11 protein-coding genes are annotated in these 13,249 nt (G+C 62.0%); all 11 read left to right on the top strand.

From position 1 onward, the window contains the following. Positions 1–82: 82 nt before the first annotated feature. The 11 genes from NKH16_RS05055 (at position 83) to NKH16_RS05005 (ending at position 13,166) form a co-directional block, all read left to right on the top strand. Positions 83–907 carry an N-formylglutamate amidohydrolase gene (locus tag NKH16_RS05055; RefSeq protein WP_352448256.1) on the top strand — a complete coding sequence of 275 codons (825 nt, stop codon included), beginning with the start codon at positions 83–85 and terminating at the stop codon, positions 905–907. A 22-nt stretch (positions 908–929) separates the two neighbouring features. After that, complete coding sequence (locus tag NKH16_RS05050; RefSeq protein WP_352448255.1) at positions 930–2,492, top strand: amino acid permease; 1,563 nt, start codon at positions 930–932, stop codon at positions 2,490–2,492. A gap of 100 nt (positions 2,493–2,592) precedes the next feature. Next, positions 2,593–3,963 (top strand): glutamine synthetase family protein, encoded by a 1,371-nt coding sequence (locus NKH16_RS05045; protein ID WP_352742111.1) that lies wholly within the window; start codon positions 2,593–2,595, stop codon positions 3,961–3,963. 179 nt (positions 3,964–4,142) lie between these two features. Next, positions 4,143–5,531 carry an aldehyde dehydrogenase family protein gene (locus NKH16_RS05040; protein ID WP_352742109.1) on the top strand — a complete coding sequence of 463 codons (1,389 nt, stop codon included), beginning with the start codon at positions 4,143–4,145 and terminating at the stop codon, positions 5,529–5,531. Positions 5,532–5,573: 42 nt separating this feature from the next. Further along, positions 5,574–6,059 (top strand): DUF2569 domain-containing protein, encoded by a 486-nt coding sequence (locus NKH16_RS05035; RefSeq protein ID WP_352742107.1) that lies wholly within the window; start codon positions 5,574–5,576, stop codon positions 6,057–6,059. A gap of 38 nt (positions 6,060–6,097) precedes the next feature. Then, positions 6,098–7,270: an iron-containing alcohol dehydrogenase gene (locus tag NKH16_RS05030; RefSeq protein ID WP_352742105.1), complete on the top strand. Its 1,173-nt coding sequence runs from the start codon at positions 6,098–6,100 to the stop codon at positions 7,268–7,270. Positions 7,271–7,512: 242 nt separating this feature from the next. Next, the gene (locus NKH16_RS05025; RefSeq protein ID WP_352742103.1) at positions 7,513–8,619 is read left to right on the top strand and encodes an ABC transporter substrate-binding protein; all 1,107 of its coding nucleotides are present in this window, start codon (positions 7,513–7,515) and stop codon (positions 8,617–8,619) included. 64 nt (positions 8,620–8,683) lie between these two features. Beyond that, the gene (locus tag NKH16_RS05020; protein ID WP_023675356.1) at positions 8,684–9,598 is read left to right on the top strand and encodes an ABC transporter permease; all 915 of its coding nucleotides are present in this window, start codon (positions 8,684–8,686) and stop codon (positions 9,596–9,598) included. After that, positions 9,595–10,386 (top strand): ABC transporter permease, encoded by a 792-nt coding sequence (locus NKH16_RS05015; RefSeq protein WP_352742101.1) that lies wholly within the window; start codon positions 9,595–9,597, stop codon positions 10,384–10,386. The genes NKH16_RS05020 and NKH16_RS05015 overlap by 4 nt, the downstream gene beginning before the upstream one ends. Positions 10,387–10,402: 16 nt before the next feature. Further along, entirely contained in the window at positions 10,403–11,467 is a 1,065-nt protein-coding gene (locus NKH16_RS05010; protein ID WP_352742099.1) for an ABC transporter ATP-binding protein, read from the top strand. 148 nt (positions 11,468–11,615) lie between these two features. Continuing rightward, positions 11,616–13,166, top strand: coding sequence for a cation:proton antiporter (locus NKH16_RS05005; protein ID WP_352742097.1), 1,551 nt, complete (start codon positions 11,616–11,618; stop codon positions 13,164–13,166). Positions 13,167–13,249: the final 83 nt, after the last annotated feature.

The following is a 13,249-nucleotide window of genomic DNA, read 5'->3' as shown; positions in this document are numbered from 1 at the left end:
AAACTGTATGAAATCATCCGCAGGGACGCAATGAGGCAAAATACGTAACATACGATACAGCGCTCCCCGGGGACAGCAGACAATGGAGACAGCACGGCCCGCCAGCCTTGCATCGCCTGAAACCGTAAGGGTGACGAACCCCGGCGGATCGAGCCCCTTCGTGCTGACCTGCGACCACGCCTCCAATTTCCTGCCACCGGAATTCGGAACGCTCGGCCTTGCCGCCGAGGATCTTTCCCGCCACATCGCCTGGGATCCCGGCGCCTTGCCGGTGGCGCGCCGCATGGCCGAGGCGCTCGATGCGACGCTGGTCGAGACCTGCATCTCGCGGCTCATCATCGACTGCAACCGCCCGCTCGACGCGCCGGACCTGATAGTGACGGTCAGCGCCAGCGAAAAAACCGTGGTCCCGGCCAACCAGGGACTTTCGGCCGACCAGCGGGAGGCGCGCATCGCGCTGGCGTGGCGACCGTTTCACGAGCGGATCGCAACGGTCATCGACGAGCGCCTGGCGGCCGGGCGGGAGACCAGGCTGGTCTCGATCCATTCCTTCACGCCGCTCTACAAAGGCAAAAGCCGGCCCTGGCACATCGGCATCATCCACGACGAGGATCGCCGGCTGGCGGCGCCGCTGATCGCGACACTGAAGCGGCTTGCCGGCGTCAGCGTCGGCGTCAACGAACCCTATTCGCCGGCCGACCGGGTCTATTTCACGCTGGAACGCCATGCGCGCTCGCGCGGGCTGCCCTGCGCAATGATTGAAATCCGCAACGACGAGATCGCCGGCGCGGCCGGGCAGCGGAAATGGGCGGATCTGCTCACCGGTATTTTTCTCAATCTGGAGCCCGAAGCGGCCAAGGCCTCCAGACCAAGCGCAGTCGGAAAGTCAGTTCAATCGGCCAGCTAAGAAACCAAAAGGGGACTTTAAAATGGTAGCACCGGGTTACAGCGAAGTTGACAAGAAGGAGGACCTGAAAGTTCTCCACGGAATGGGCTATGCTCAGGAACTGTCGCGAAGCATGAGCCGCTTCTCGAATTTCGCGATCTCGTTCTCAATCATCTGCATCCTCTCAGGCGGCATCAATTCCTTCGCGCAAGCGACGTCGTCCATCGGTGGCGCCGGCGCTGGCATCGGCTGGATCGTCGGGTGCATGGTTTCGGGATTTTTCGCGCTCGCCATGGCCCAGATCGCCTCTGCATTTCCGACCGCCGGCGGCCTCTATCACTGGGCATCCATCCTAGGGAACCGTTTCACTGGCTGGCTCACCGCATGGCTCAATCTGCTCGGCCTGATCACCGTGCTCGGCGCCATCAACATCGGTACTGCTTTCTTCTTCGTCGGCACTTTCGGCGGAGCCTTCGGCATGACTGGCACGCCTGGTGAGATCGTCGGGTTTGTCGCCTTCATCACCGTGTTGCAGGCGCTGCTCAATCATTTCGGCATCAAATTGACGGCTATGTTGACGGACGCCTCCGGCTTCCTGATCCTGGCAACGACAGCCGTGCTGATCGTCGCCTGCCTGATGTTTGCTCCAGCGATCGACATCACGCGGCTGTGGACGTTCACGAACTATTCGGGCGACGCGGGCGGCGGTGTTTTCCCGCAGTCCGATTCCATGACGTATCTCTTCCTGCTCTGCCTGCTGCTGCCGGTTTACACCATCACTGGCTATGACGCGTCGGCGCATACTTCGGAAGAAACGTTGAGGGCGGCGCACTCGGTTCCGCGGGCAATCGTTTCGTCCGTAGTCTGGTCGTCGCTGATCGGCTGGGTGATGCTGTGCGCGATCGTACTGGCGATTCCGGATCTGGCGGCCGGCGCCAAGCAGGGCTGGAGCGTGTTCTTCGCCACGATGGACGCGATCTTGCCGGCGTGGCTGAAGACACTGCTCTATCTGGGCATCCTGATCGCGCAGTTCCTCTGCGGTCTGGCAACGGTCACCTCTGCCTCGCGCATGCTTTTCGCCTTCTCGCGTGACGGCGGCATGCCGGTCGGCTCGGCCTCGCTAGCCAAGGTCAGCCCGACCTGGCGCACGCCGGTCAATGCGATTTGGACGGCTGCTGTGCTCGAGGTAATCTATGTCTTTCTTGCCCAGTTCATCTCGGTCGGCGGCACGAACATCTATACCATCGTCGTCAATTCGACATTGGTGTTCCTGTTTCTGTCCTTCATCATTCCGATCGTGCTCGGCATGATGGCTTTCGGAACGGAAAAATGGCCGAACCCCGGCCCATGGAACCTCGGCGCCGGCCTGTTCAAGCTGTTTTGCATCCTGTCGGTCATCGGCATGGCGATCATCTTCTACATCGCCATCCAGCCGCCGAACGACAAAGTGCTCTATATCACCCTGGGCTTCATTGTGCTGACCGCGGTGCTTTGGTTCGGTTTCGAGAACCGCCGCTTCCAGGGTCCGCCCATCGGCGACCAGATCGCAAAGCGTCAGGCGGCGATCAAGGCAGCCGAGCTAGCCATAGGCGAAGCCGGCGCCTGACCCCCTCTCATGACCATGGCCGGCATTCGCGCCGGCCGTGGTTTTCGTTTCCTTTTCAAAGTGACAAGCCCGAAACGACAAGCGCTGGAGTGCCAAAGGAATGGCCGGAAATTTCTCGTTCGATCAGTTGAAGCAAGCGGTCTCCAGCGGCGAGGTCGACACGGTGCTGGCCTGCATCGTCGATATGCAGGGGCGGCTCGCGGGAAAGCGTTTCCTGGCCCGTTATTTCGTCGATTCCGCGCATGACGAGACGCATGGCTGTAACTATCTCTTGGCGGCAGACATCGATATGGAACCGGTGCCCGGCTACAAGGCGGCAAGCTGGTCGAAGGGTTATGGCGATTTCGTCATGAAGCCGGACCTTGCGACGCTGCGGCTCGTTCCGTGGCTGGAGAAGACAGCGCTGGTGATCTGCGACGTGCTCGACCACCATACCCATGACGACCTAGCGCATTCGCCGCGCGCCATGCTGAAGAAGCAGGTCAAGCGGCTGCAGGATCGCGGCTATATCGGCTATTTCGCTTCCGAGCTCGAATTCTATCTGTTCAGCGAAACCTACGATTCCGCCCGCAAGAAGCACTGGCAGGGCCTCGAGACGGCATCGCCCTACATCGGCGACTACCAGATCGGCATCACCACCAAGGAAGAAGGCGTCATGCGCCGGCTGCGCAACGAGATGGAGGCGGCCGGCATCCCGATCGAGAATTCGAAGGGCGAGTGGGGGCCAGGCCAGGAAGAGATCAATGTCCGCTACGCCGAGGCGCTCGACATGGCCGACCGCCACGTCATCCTGAAGAACGGCGCCAAGGAAATCGCCGAGTCCGAAGGCAAGGCGATCTCGTTCATGGCCAAGTACAATTACGGGCTCGCCGGCAATTCCAGCCACATCCATAATTCGCTGTGGAGCGCCGACGGCAAGACGCCGTTGTTCTACGACAAAAATGCCGAGTGGACGCTGTCGACACTCGGCCAGCAATGGGCGGCCGGCCAGCTCAAATATGCCAAGGAATTCACCTGGTTCCTGGCGCCCTACATCAATTCCTACAAGCGCTTCCAGGCCGGCACGTTTGCGCCGACCAAGATCATGTGGAGCGAGGACAACCGCACCGCCGGCTTCCGTCTTTGCGGCGAGGGCACCAAAGGCATCCGCATGGAATGCCGCATCGGCGGCGCCGATTTGAACCCCTATCTGGCTTTCGCCGCGCTGATCGCGGCCGGGCTTGCCGGCATCGATGAAAAGCTTGACCTGCAGAAGCCCTTCGTCGGCGATGCCTACCAGGCCTCGCAGCTGCCCGAAATTCCAAAGACATTGCGCGACGCCACCGCGACACTGGCGGAATCGAAAATGCTGAGGCAGGCGCTCGGCGACGATGTGCTGGAACATTACGTCCACACGGCACACTGGGAACAGTTCGAGTACGACCGCCGGATTACGGACTGGGAACTGCACAGGGGGTTCGAGCGGTATTGAATAATCTGGCAACGTTGGCGCCGCTCCTCACCCTCAGCCTCTCCCGTGAAGAACGGGGGAGAGGGGGCCCGGCGCTGAGCTTGTCCCTTCTCCCCGTCAGTATACGGGAGAAGGTGCCGGCAGGCGGATGAGGGCGGCGCTAACCAACGACATTATTGTAGAATGCGAGGACCCAAGGCATGACCGAAACGGTCAAGATAAAATCCCCCGTCGACGGTTCGATCTATGCCGAACGGCCTCTTGCCACCGACCAGGCGATCGGTGCCGCGGTCGAACGTGCCAAGGCGGCGCAGGAGAAGTGGGCTGAGACGCCGGTCGTCGAGCGCGGCAAGTACATGCTTGCCATGCTGGAAGCGCTGGTCGCCATGACCGACGAGATCGTGCCGGAGATCGCCTGGCAGATGGGCCGGCCGGTGCGCTATGGCGGCGAGTTCGGCGGCGTCAGGGAACGCGTCAGCTACATGGTCGAGATCGCCGAGGCGGCCTTGAAGCCGGTCATGGCCTCCAACCCGAAGGACGGCTTTCGGCGCTATGTGAAGAAGATGCCGCTCGGCGTCGTCATGGTGATCGCGCCGTGGAACTATCCCTATCTCACCGCCGTCAACACCATCGTCCCGGCGCTGATGGCGGGCAGCGCCGTCATCCTCAAGCATGCGGCACAGACATTGTTGGTCGGCGAACGGTTTCAGCAGGCGTTTGATAAGGCCGGCCTGCCCAAGGGCCTGTTCCAGAACCTCGTCCTGAACCACGCGCAGACTGAAAGGCTGCTCGGCTCCGGCAAGATCGACCATGTCAACTTCACCGGCTCGGTCGCCGGCGGCCGCGCCATCGAAAAGGCGGCGGCGGGCACCTTCATGACGCTCGGCCTCGAACTCGGCGGCAAGGATCCGGCCTATGTACTGCCGGACGCAAAGATGGACCATGCCGTTGCCAATCTGGTCGACGGCGCCTTCTACAATTCCGGCCAGTGCTGCTGCGGCATCGAGCGCGTGTATGTCCACGAGAAGGTCTACGACGAATTCGTCGAGGGCTTCATTGCCGAGACCAGGAACTACGTCGTCGGCAATCCGCTCGACCAGGCGACCACCATGGGGCCGATGGCGCAGGCGCGCTTCGCCGACCTGATCCGCGAGCAGAAGGCCGAGGCGTTGCGCAAGGGCGCCAGGGCACACATCAACATGAAGGTGGCCAACGACAGGCAAGGTTCGCCCTATCTGGCGCCGGAAGTGCTGACCCAGGTCGACCACCAGATGAGCGTCATGCGCGAGGAAAGCTTTGGCCCGATCGTCGGCATCATGAAGGTGCGCAACGACGAGGAGGCGATCGCGCTGATGAACGATAGCCCCTATGGGCTGACGGCCTCTATCTGGACGCGCGACACCGACCACGCGGCGGCGATCGGCGACCGCGTCGAGACCGGCACCGTGTTCATGAACCGCTGCGACTATCTCGACCCGGCGCTGGTCTGGACCGGCGTCAAGGACACCGGCAAGGGCGCGGCACTGTCGGCCATCGGCTACGACAATCTGACCAGGCCGAAATCATACCATCTGCGCGAGGTGATCTAAGGTGACGATCGACAAGCATGCGATCGCTGCTGAGGGGGAGTAATGGCGGATATACAACAATCGGCGCTGCCAGATCGTGAGGGTCCAGAGGGTATCGGCGGATGGCTTGTCCTGCCGATGCTCGGGTTGATGCTCACGCCGATACTGGGGTTGGTACAACTGCACAATACCGACTATCTCGGCTTCGACTGGCAGACCTTCAGTTTTTCTCAAGGTGCCCTGATTCTTGCCGAATTGGTGATATTCGGCATACTAAACCTTTCGGCCCCGGCCCTATTATTGTTCTTCATGTTCAAGCGCTGGCAGATATTCCCCGGCTGGTACATGATTTGGGCATTCGCGATGCCGGTATATGCCGTTCTCGATCCATGGGCTGTGCATCTGGCTTTTCCTACCGCCGTTCCAGAATTGGCCGACGCGTACGACGCAGACACCCTGGGCGGAATTTCGCGCTCGATATGGGCCGCAGTCATCTGGGTTCCGTACATGATGCGGTCGGAACGTGTGGCCAACACCTTTGTGAACTAATGACATCCAAGAGCACGAAAGCAGTCAAGAAGGTCGAAATGACAAAACTCGTTTCCAAATGGAATTACCCGACGACCGTCCGCTTCGGCGCCGGACGCATCAAGGAGCTGCCGGAGGTGCTGGTGGCGACCGGCATCAAGCGGCCGCTGTTCGTCACCGATCCGGGACTGGCCAGGCTGCCGGTGGTGGCCTCGACGCTGAAGATCCTCGACGACGCCAAGGTGCCGTATGGCGTGTTTTCCGAGGTCAAGCCGAACCCGGTGGATTCCAACCTGACCGCCGGCATTGCCGTGTTCAAGAAGGGCAAGCATGACGGCGTCATTGCCTTTGGCGGCGGCTCGGCGCTCGATCTCGGCAAGCTCATCGCCTTCCAGGCCGGGCAGACACGGCCGGTCTGGGATTTCGAGGACGTCGGCGACTGGTGGACACGCGCCGATGCCGATGCGATCGCGCCGATCATCGCCGTGCCGACCACGGCCGGCACCGGCTCGGAAGTCGGCCGCGCCGGCGTCATCACCAATGAAGCGACCCATACCAAGAAGGTCATCTTCCATCCAAAGCTTTTGCCGGCGATCGTCATTGCCGATCCGGAGCTGTCGGTCGGCATGCCGGGCTTCATCACAGCCGGCACCGGCATGGATGCGCTTGCCCATTGCCTCGAAGCCTATTGCGCGCCGGGCTATCACCCGATGGCCGACGGCATCGCCGTGGAAGGCATAAGGCTGGTCTTCGAAAACCTGCCGAAAGCCTATGCCAACGGCAAGGATCTGGTCGCCCGCGCCAACATGATGAGCGCCGCTGCCATGGGAGCGGCCGCCTTCCAGAAAGGGCTTGGAGCGATTCATTCGCTGTCGCATCCGATCGGCGCGCTCTACGACACCCACCATGGCATGACCAACGCCGTGTTCATGCCCTACGTGCTGGCCTTCAACCGAGAGGCGATCGAGCCGCGCATCGCCCGGCTTGCCGCCTATTGCGGCATCAAGGGCGGCTTCGACGGTTTTGCGAAGGCGATCATCAAGCTGCGCAAGGAGCTCAAGGTGCCGCATGCGCTGCCCAGCCTGATCAAGGGGCTCGACATGGACAAGAAACGCAAGGGCCTGATCGCCGACATGGCGGTGGTCGATCCGACCGCCGGCGGCAACCCGGTCAAGCTGACCAAAAAGGCGGCGCTGACGCTGCTCGAAAACGCCATCGCCGGCGCCGTCTGAGACAATTTTCGCATCGGAAATCGAGTTAGGAAAAGAAGCAAAGGAAAGGGGGAAAGATGAAAGGCAAGATCGAAACTAGTTAGCCGGAAAAAGAATCGCGAAGCGATTGCTACAGCCGGTTAAAAAGAGTTTACTTTTTCATACTGCGGGGCATCGCTTTCACAAAGCTTTCATCTGGCTGTCACACGAAAACGATACCGCATCGCAGGCGTCCAACGGCGTCAGTTCAACGGAGAGAACACATGTTCAAATTCACGGGAAAATTGCTTTCCCTTTCGGCCGTCGCCCTGATGGCGACCTCTGCCATCTCGTCGGCCCAGTCCATGGATGAACTGGTCGCCGCAGCCAAGGCTGAAGGCCAGCTCACCACCATCGCGCTGCCCCATGACTGGTGCGGCTACGGCGCGGTCATCGACGGCTTCAAGGCGAAATATCCGGAAATCACAATCAACGAACTCAACCCCGATGCCGGCTCCGGCGACGAGGTCGAGGCGATCAAGGCCAACAAGGACAACAAGGGCCCGCAAGCGCCCGACGTCATCGACGTCGGCCTGAGCTTCGGCCCGACCGCAAAGAAGGATGGCCTGATCCAGGCTTATAAAGTATCAACCTGGGACTCGATCCCGGACAGCGCCAAGGATGCCGAAGGCTTTTGGACCGGCGACTATTACGGCGTGCTTTCGTTTCTGGTGAACAAGGACCTGGTCAAGGAAGCGCCGGCCGACTGGGCCGACTTGCTGAAGCCGGAATTCGCCAATACCGTGGCGCTCGCCGGTGACCCGCGTGCTTCGAACCAGGCCATCCAGGCAGTCTATGCCGCCGGCCTTTCCGGCGGTGCGGCTGCCGGCGAAGCCGCCGGCACGGCTGGTCTCGACTTCTTCAAGAAGCTCAACGCCGCCGGCAATTTCGTGCCGGTCATCGGCAAGCCCGCGACGCTTGCCCAAGGCCAGACGCCAATCCTGGTGACCTGGGATTATAACGCGCTTGCCGGCCGTGATACGCTGAAGGGCAATCCGCCGGTCGACGTCGTCGTGCCGAAGACCGGTGTCGTCGCCGGCGTCTATGTTCAGGCGATTAGTGCTTACGCGCCGCACCCGAATGCTGCCAAGCTGTGGCTGGAATATCTCTATTCCGACGAAGGCCAGATCGCCTGGCTGAAGGGCTATTGTCACCCGATCCGCTTCAACGACCTCGCCAAGAATGGCAAGCTCCCGGCTGACGTGATGGCCAAGCTGCCGCCGGCCGAGTCCTATGCAGCCGCGGTGTTCCCGACGCTCGACGAGCAGGGCAAGGCCAAGGAAGCCATCACCAAGAACTGGGATGCCGTCGTCGGCGCCAACGTCAAGTAAGACTTGAGATCAGCCGGGCGGCTTAGATGGCCACCCGGCATACCTCCAGGACGGTAGCCGGCGCATGACCGATATCTCGTTGTCCGATCACGCTGTTGCCGGGAAGACCGCGCCTCCTGCCGACGCCCGCAGCATGAGGCTGCCGACGCAATGGCTTGGCGTTGCGCCTTTCTTCATCTTCGCCATCATGTTCCTGATCCTGCCCACGCTCTATCTAATGCTTGGCGCATTCCGGAACGATGCGGGCGAATTCACTTTCGAAAACATAGCGGCCTTGGCGCAGCCGTCGATCGTTGCCGCCTACTGGATCTCAATCAAGGTCAGCCTCGCCTCGTCGCTGATCGGTGCTTTCGCGGGGCTTGCCATTGCCATCGCCATCGTGCGCGGCGGGCTGCCGGAGTGGATACGCTCGGCGACACTGACCTTTTCCGGCGTGGCCTCCAATTTTGCCGGCGTGCCGCTGGCCTTCGCCTTTCTCGCGACGCTCGGCCGGCTCGGGCTCGCCACGGTGCTGCTCAACGTCTTGGTCGGCTTCAACATTTATGCCCATGGTTTCAACATCCTGTCGTTCTGGGGCCTGACGCTGACCTATGTCTATTTCCAGATCCCGCTGATGGTGGTGATCATCGTGCCGGCGATCGATGGGCTGAAGAAGGAATGGGGCGAAGCGGCGGCAACGCTTGGCGCGACCCAGGCGCAGTTCTGGCGCATGGTCGTCATTCCGGTGATCTGGCCAAGTTTCCTCGGCACCGTCATTCTCTTGTTCGCCAACGCCTTCGGTGCCATCGCCACCGCTTACGCTCTGACCGGCTCCTCGCTTAACATCGTCCCTATCCTGCTCTACGCGCAGATCCGCGGTGACGTGCTGCACAATGCCCATCTCGGCTACGCCATTGCCTTCGGCATGATCGTCATCACCGGGCTGGCCAACGTCTTCTACATCTGGTTCCGGACGCGCTCTGAGAGGTGGCTCAAATGAAGTCCGGCAGATTCTGGGCCTGGATCGTCTTCGCGCTGGGCGCGGCCTATTTCTTCATTCCGCTGATCGCGACCGTGGAATTCTCCATGCGCATGCGGCGCGGCGCGTATTCCTTCGATGCCTATCAGGTCGTGCTCGGCGATCCCCGCTTCCAGGCGACGTTCATCTATTCGGTGGTCGCCGCCATCTTCACCATCGTCCTTGGCGTGCTGGTGGTGGTGCCGGCGGCGTACTGGATTCGTCTGCGGCTCCCGCAGCTAAGGCCCGTCGTCGAGTTCATCACGCTGCTGCCGCTGGTCATCCCGGCCATCGTTATCGTCTTCGGCTACATCAGAATGTACGGGTCGAACTCACCGCTGCCGTTCCTGGCCAGCGACACAGGAGCCAATGCCTTGCTGGTCATCGGTTATGCGACACTGGCGCTGCCCTATATGTATCGTGCCGTCGACACCGGGCTTCGCACCATCGACGTGCGGACACTGACCGAAGCGGCGCAGATCCTCGGCGCCGGCTGGGGCACGATCATCACCCGGGTCATCCTGCCCAATGTGCTGATCGCGGTGCTGTCAGGCGCCTTCCTGACCTTCGCCATCGTCATCGGTGAATTTACCATGGCCAGCCTGCTCAACCGGCCTGCTTTCGGACCCTATCTGCAGAACGTCGGCGCCAACCGCGCCTACGAGCCGGCGGCGCTTGCCATCATCGCCTTCGTCATCACCTGGGGCTGCATGTCGCTGATCCAGATCCTGTCGCGCTTCGCGCCGCGATCGGCGAACCGTCCGAACTGACCCGAAGGAAAAAGCCATGACCGAGCCATTCCTCTCAATCCAGCATGTGCGAAAATCCTTCGGCCCCATCACCGTGGTGCAGGATTTCAACCTCGACGTCGAGCCGGGCGAATTCGTCTCCTTCCTTGGCCCGTCGGGCTGCGGCAAGACGACGGTGCTGCGCATGGTCGCCGGTTTCGAAGAGCCATCCGCCGGCAAGATCGTCGTGGCCGGCAAGGACATCACCCGGCTCAAGCCCAACCAGCGCAATGTCGGCATGGTGTTCCAGGCCTATGCGCTGTTTCCGAACCTCACCGTGGCGCAGAATATCGGCTTCGGGCTGAAGGTCGCCGGTATGCCGAAGGTCGATGCCGACAGGCGCGTTGCCGAGATGCTCGACATCATCAAGCTGCCACAGATGGGCGACCGCTATCCCTATCAGCTCTCCGGCGGTCAGCAGCAGCGCATCGCGCTGGCGCGGGCGATTGCGCCGAAGCCGAAGCTGTTGCTGCTCGACGAGCCGCTGTCGGCGCTCGACGCCAAGGTGCGCGTGTCGCTGCGCGAGGAAATCCGCTCGATCCAGAAGAAGCTCGGCATCACCACCATCTTCGTCACCCACGACCAGGAAGAGGCGCTGTCGATCTCCGACCGCATCGCCGTCATGTATGGCGGCAAGGCCGAGCAGGTCGGCACGCCGTTCGAGATCTACAACCGGCCGGCAACCAAATTCGTCGCCAATTTCGTCGGCACGCTGAACGTGCTCGAAGGCACGGTCACCGACGCCGCTTCGGGCAAGGTGCGCGTCAACTCGCAAGAGGTCTCGCTCAAGGGCAAGCTCAACAGCTCGAAGTCCGGCGACACGCTGTCGCTGGCGTTGCGGCCCGAGGCGATCTCGCTCGGCCGACACCCCGGCCGCGATTCCAGCCTTTCGGGCGAAATCGCCGAGGTGCATTTCCTCGGCTCGGTCATCCGGGTTCGCGTCGGCATCGGCGGCAGCACGGTCTCGCTTGACACGTTCAACAGTCCGGCCACACCGCCGCCGGCCGTCGGCGAAAAGGCCGAGATTTCGTTCTCGTCGGGCGACATGCTGGTGCTGCATTAGGAGAAGAGTGAATAGTGAATAGTGAATAGTAAGAATGCGCTTTACGCGCCGAAATTCCTCTGCACGCAGCCATTCACCATTCACGAGCAGCCAAAGCCGTCGCCGTTTTTGCAGTGCCAATCGCCCGGCTTCACCGCTACGATAAGGCATGGCGCTTTTTGAACTCACCCTTGTCCTGCTTCTCATCGCGGTCGCCCTGACCGCGCTGTCGCGGCGTCTGCAGATTCCCTATCCGTCATTGCTGGCGCTGGCCGGCGCCGGCATCGCCTTCCTGCCGTTTGCCCCGACCATCGAGATCGACCCGGAGCTGGCGCTCGCTCTGTTCATCGCGCCGGTTCTGCTCGACGCGGCCTATGACACGTCGCTGCGCGATCTCAACCGCTACAAGGTTTCGCTCATCCTGCTGGCGCTTGGCGCCGTCATCTTCACCACCGTGACGGTCGCGCTGGTCGGCTGGACGATGGCAGGCCTGCCCGTCGCCGCCGCCATAGCGCTCGGCGCGATCGTAGCGCCGCCCGATGCGGTGGCAGCGGCGGCCGTGCTCGGACAGTTCAAGGTGCCGCACCGCATCACCGCCATCCTGGAAGGCGAGAGCCTTCTCAACGACGCCACGGCGCTGCTGATCTACAGGATGTCGGTTTCCGCAGCCGCCGGCTCCATCCTGTTGAGCAGTGCCGTTCCAATGATCCTGCTGTCGACGGTCGGCAGCCTTGCCGCAGGCTATGTGCTCGGCCGCTTGTCTCTCGCCATACTCGGCCGCATCGACGACCCGGCGAGCGGCACCGTAGTGCAATTCGCCTCAACCTTCGGCGTCTGGATCCTGGCCGACAGGATAGGGCTTTCCGCCATCATCACGATCGTCGTCTATGCCATGACGATCGCACGTACATCGCCGCGCCGCATGCCGGCAAGGAATCGTGTCAGCTCCTACTCGGTCTGGGAGACGGCGGTGTTCGTGCTCAACGTGCTGGCCTTCGTTCTGATGGGCCTGCAAGCGCGGTCCATCGTCGGGCGACTTGCTGAGCAAGGACAAAGCGAGGCGTTCGTCTTTGCCCTGGCTGTGCTGGCCGTCGTCATCGTATCGCGGCTCGTCTGGGTTCTGGGCTGCGGCGCGGTCCTCAGAGCGCTGGCACGTCTGGGCGACGAGGACAGGCAAAAAGACGCGCCGACATTTCGCGGCGGCGTGCTTATCGGCTGGTGCGGCATGCGCGGCCTGGTGACGCTTGCGGCCGCCTTCGCCTTGCCGGCCGACTTTCCGGGCCGTGATCCTATCGTGCTCGCCGCTTTCACGGTCGTGCTCGGCACATTGGTGCTGCAAGGCGTCAGCCTGAAACCGTTGCTGCTTCTGCTCAATCTCGACCTCGACCGGACGGTCGACCGGGAGGTGGCGCAGGCGCGCGTCGCCATCATGCAGGCGGCGCTGGACGTGCTCAGCGGCAAGACATCGAGCGCGGCCGGGGCGGTGCGAGAGCAATATGCCGCCCAGCGCGCCATCGCCGAAAACCCGGAGGATGCCCAGGCGGCGACCGAGTATGACAGATTGCGTCTTTACGCCATCAAGAGCCAGCGCGATGCGCTGGAGCGTTTGCGCATCGACGGAACGATCGGCGACGAAGCCTACCACCGCCTTGAGGAAGAAATCGACTGGTCGGAACTGGCAGCATCCCCGCCCGGTCGGTTCCAGCCGCTGACCACTTAGCATCTGGCCCAAGCTCCCTCCGCCCGGCTGCACATTGCAAGGCTGTCAGCGAACGGCTACTGCCAGCAGGAAACTGAGCCGGA

Origin of the sequence: Mesorhizobium sp. M1307, from assembly GCF_040318155.1 — a bacterium.
Classification (GTDB): Bacteria; Pseudomonadota; Alphaproteobacteria; order Rhizobiales; family Rhizobiaceae; genus Mesorhizobium.
Note: the sequence above shows the minus strand (reverse complement) of the source record. Positions and strands in the feature narration are given on the sequence as shown.

What these genes read in the sequence shown, in the direction of transcription:
- NKH16_RS05055 (WP_352448256.1), top strand. Translation starts at nt 83, where the DNA reads ATGGAGACAGCACGGCCCGCCAGCCTTGCATCGCCTGAAACCGTAAGG.
- NKH16_RS05050 (WP_352448255.1), top strand. Translation starts at nt 930, where the DNA reads ATGGTAGCACCGGGTTACAGCGAAGTTGACAAGAAGGAGGACCTGAAA.
- NKH16_RS05045 (WP_352742111.1), top strand. Translation starts at nt 2,593, where the DNA reads ATGGCCGGAAATTTCTCGTTCGATCAGTTGAAGCAAGCGGTCTCCAGC.
- NKH16_RS05040 (WP_352742109.1), top strand. Translation starts at nt 4,143, where the DNA reads ATGACCGAAACGGTCAAGATAAAATCCCCCGTCGACGGTTCGATCTAT.
- NKH16_RS05035 (WP_352742107.1), top strand. Translation starts at nt 5,574, where the DNA reads ATGGCGGATATACAACAATCGGCGCTGCCAGATCGTGAGGGTCCAGAG.
- NKH16_RS05030 (WP_352742105.1), top strand. Translation starts at nt 6,098, where the DNA reads ATGACAAAACTCGTTTCCAAATGGAATTACCCGACGACCGTCCGCTTC.
- NKH16_RS05025 (WP_352742103.1), top strand. Translation starts at nt 7,513, where the DNA reads ATGTTCAAATTCACGGGAAAATTGCTTTCCCTTTCGGCCGTCGCCCTG.
- NKH16_RS05020 (WP_023675356.1), top strand. Translation starts at nt 8,684, where the DNA reads ATGACCGATATCTCGTTGTCCGATCACGCTGTTGCCGGGAAGACCGCG.
- NKH16_RS05015 (WP_352742101.1), top strand. Translation starts at nt 9,595, where the DNA reads ATGAAGTCCGGCAGATTCTGGGCCTGGATCGTCTTCGCGCTGGGCGCG.
- NKH16_RS05010 (WP_352742099.1), top strand. Translation starts at nt 10,403, where the DNA reads ATGACCGAGCCATTCCTCTCAATCCAGCATGTGCGAAAATCCTTCGGC.
- NKH16_RS05005 (WP_352742097.1), top strand. Translation starts at nt 11,616, where the DNA reads ATGGCGCTTTTTGAACTCACCCTTGTCCTGCTTCTCATCGCGGTCGCC.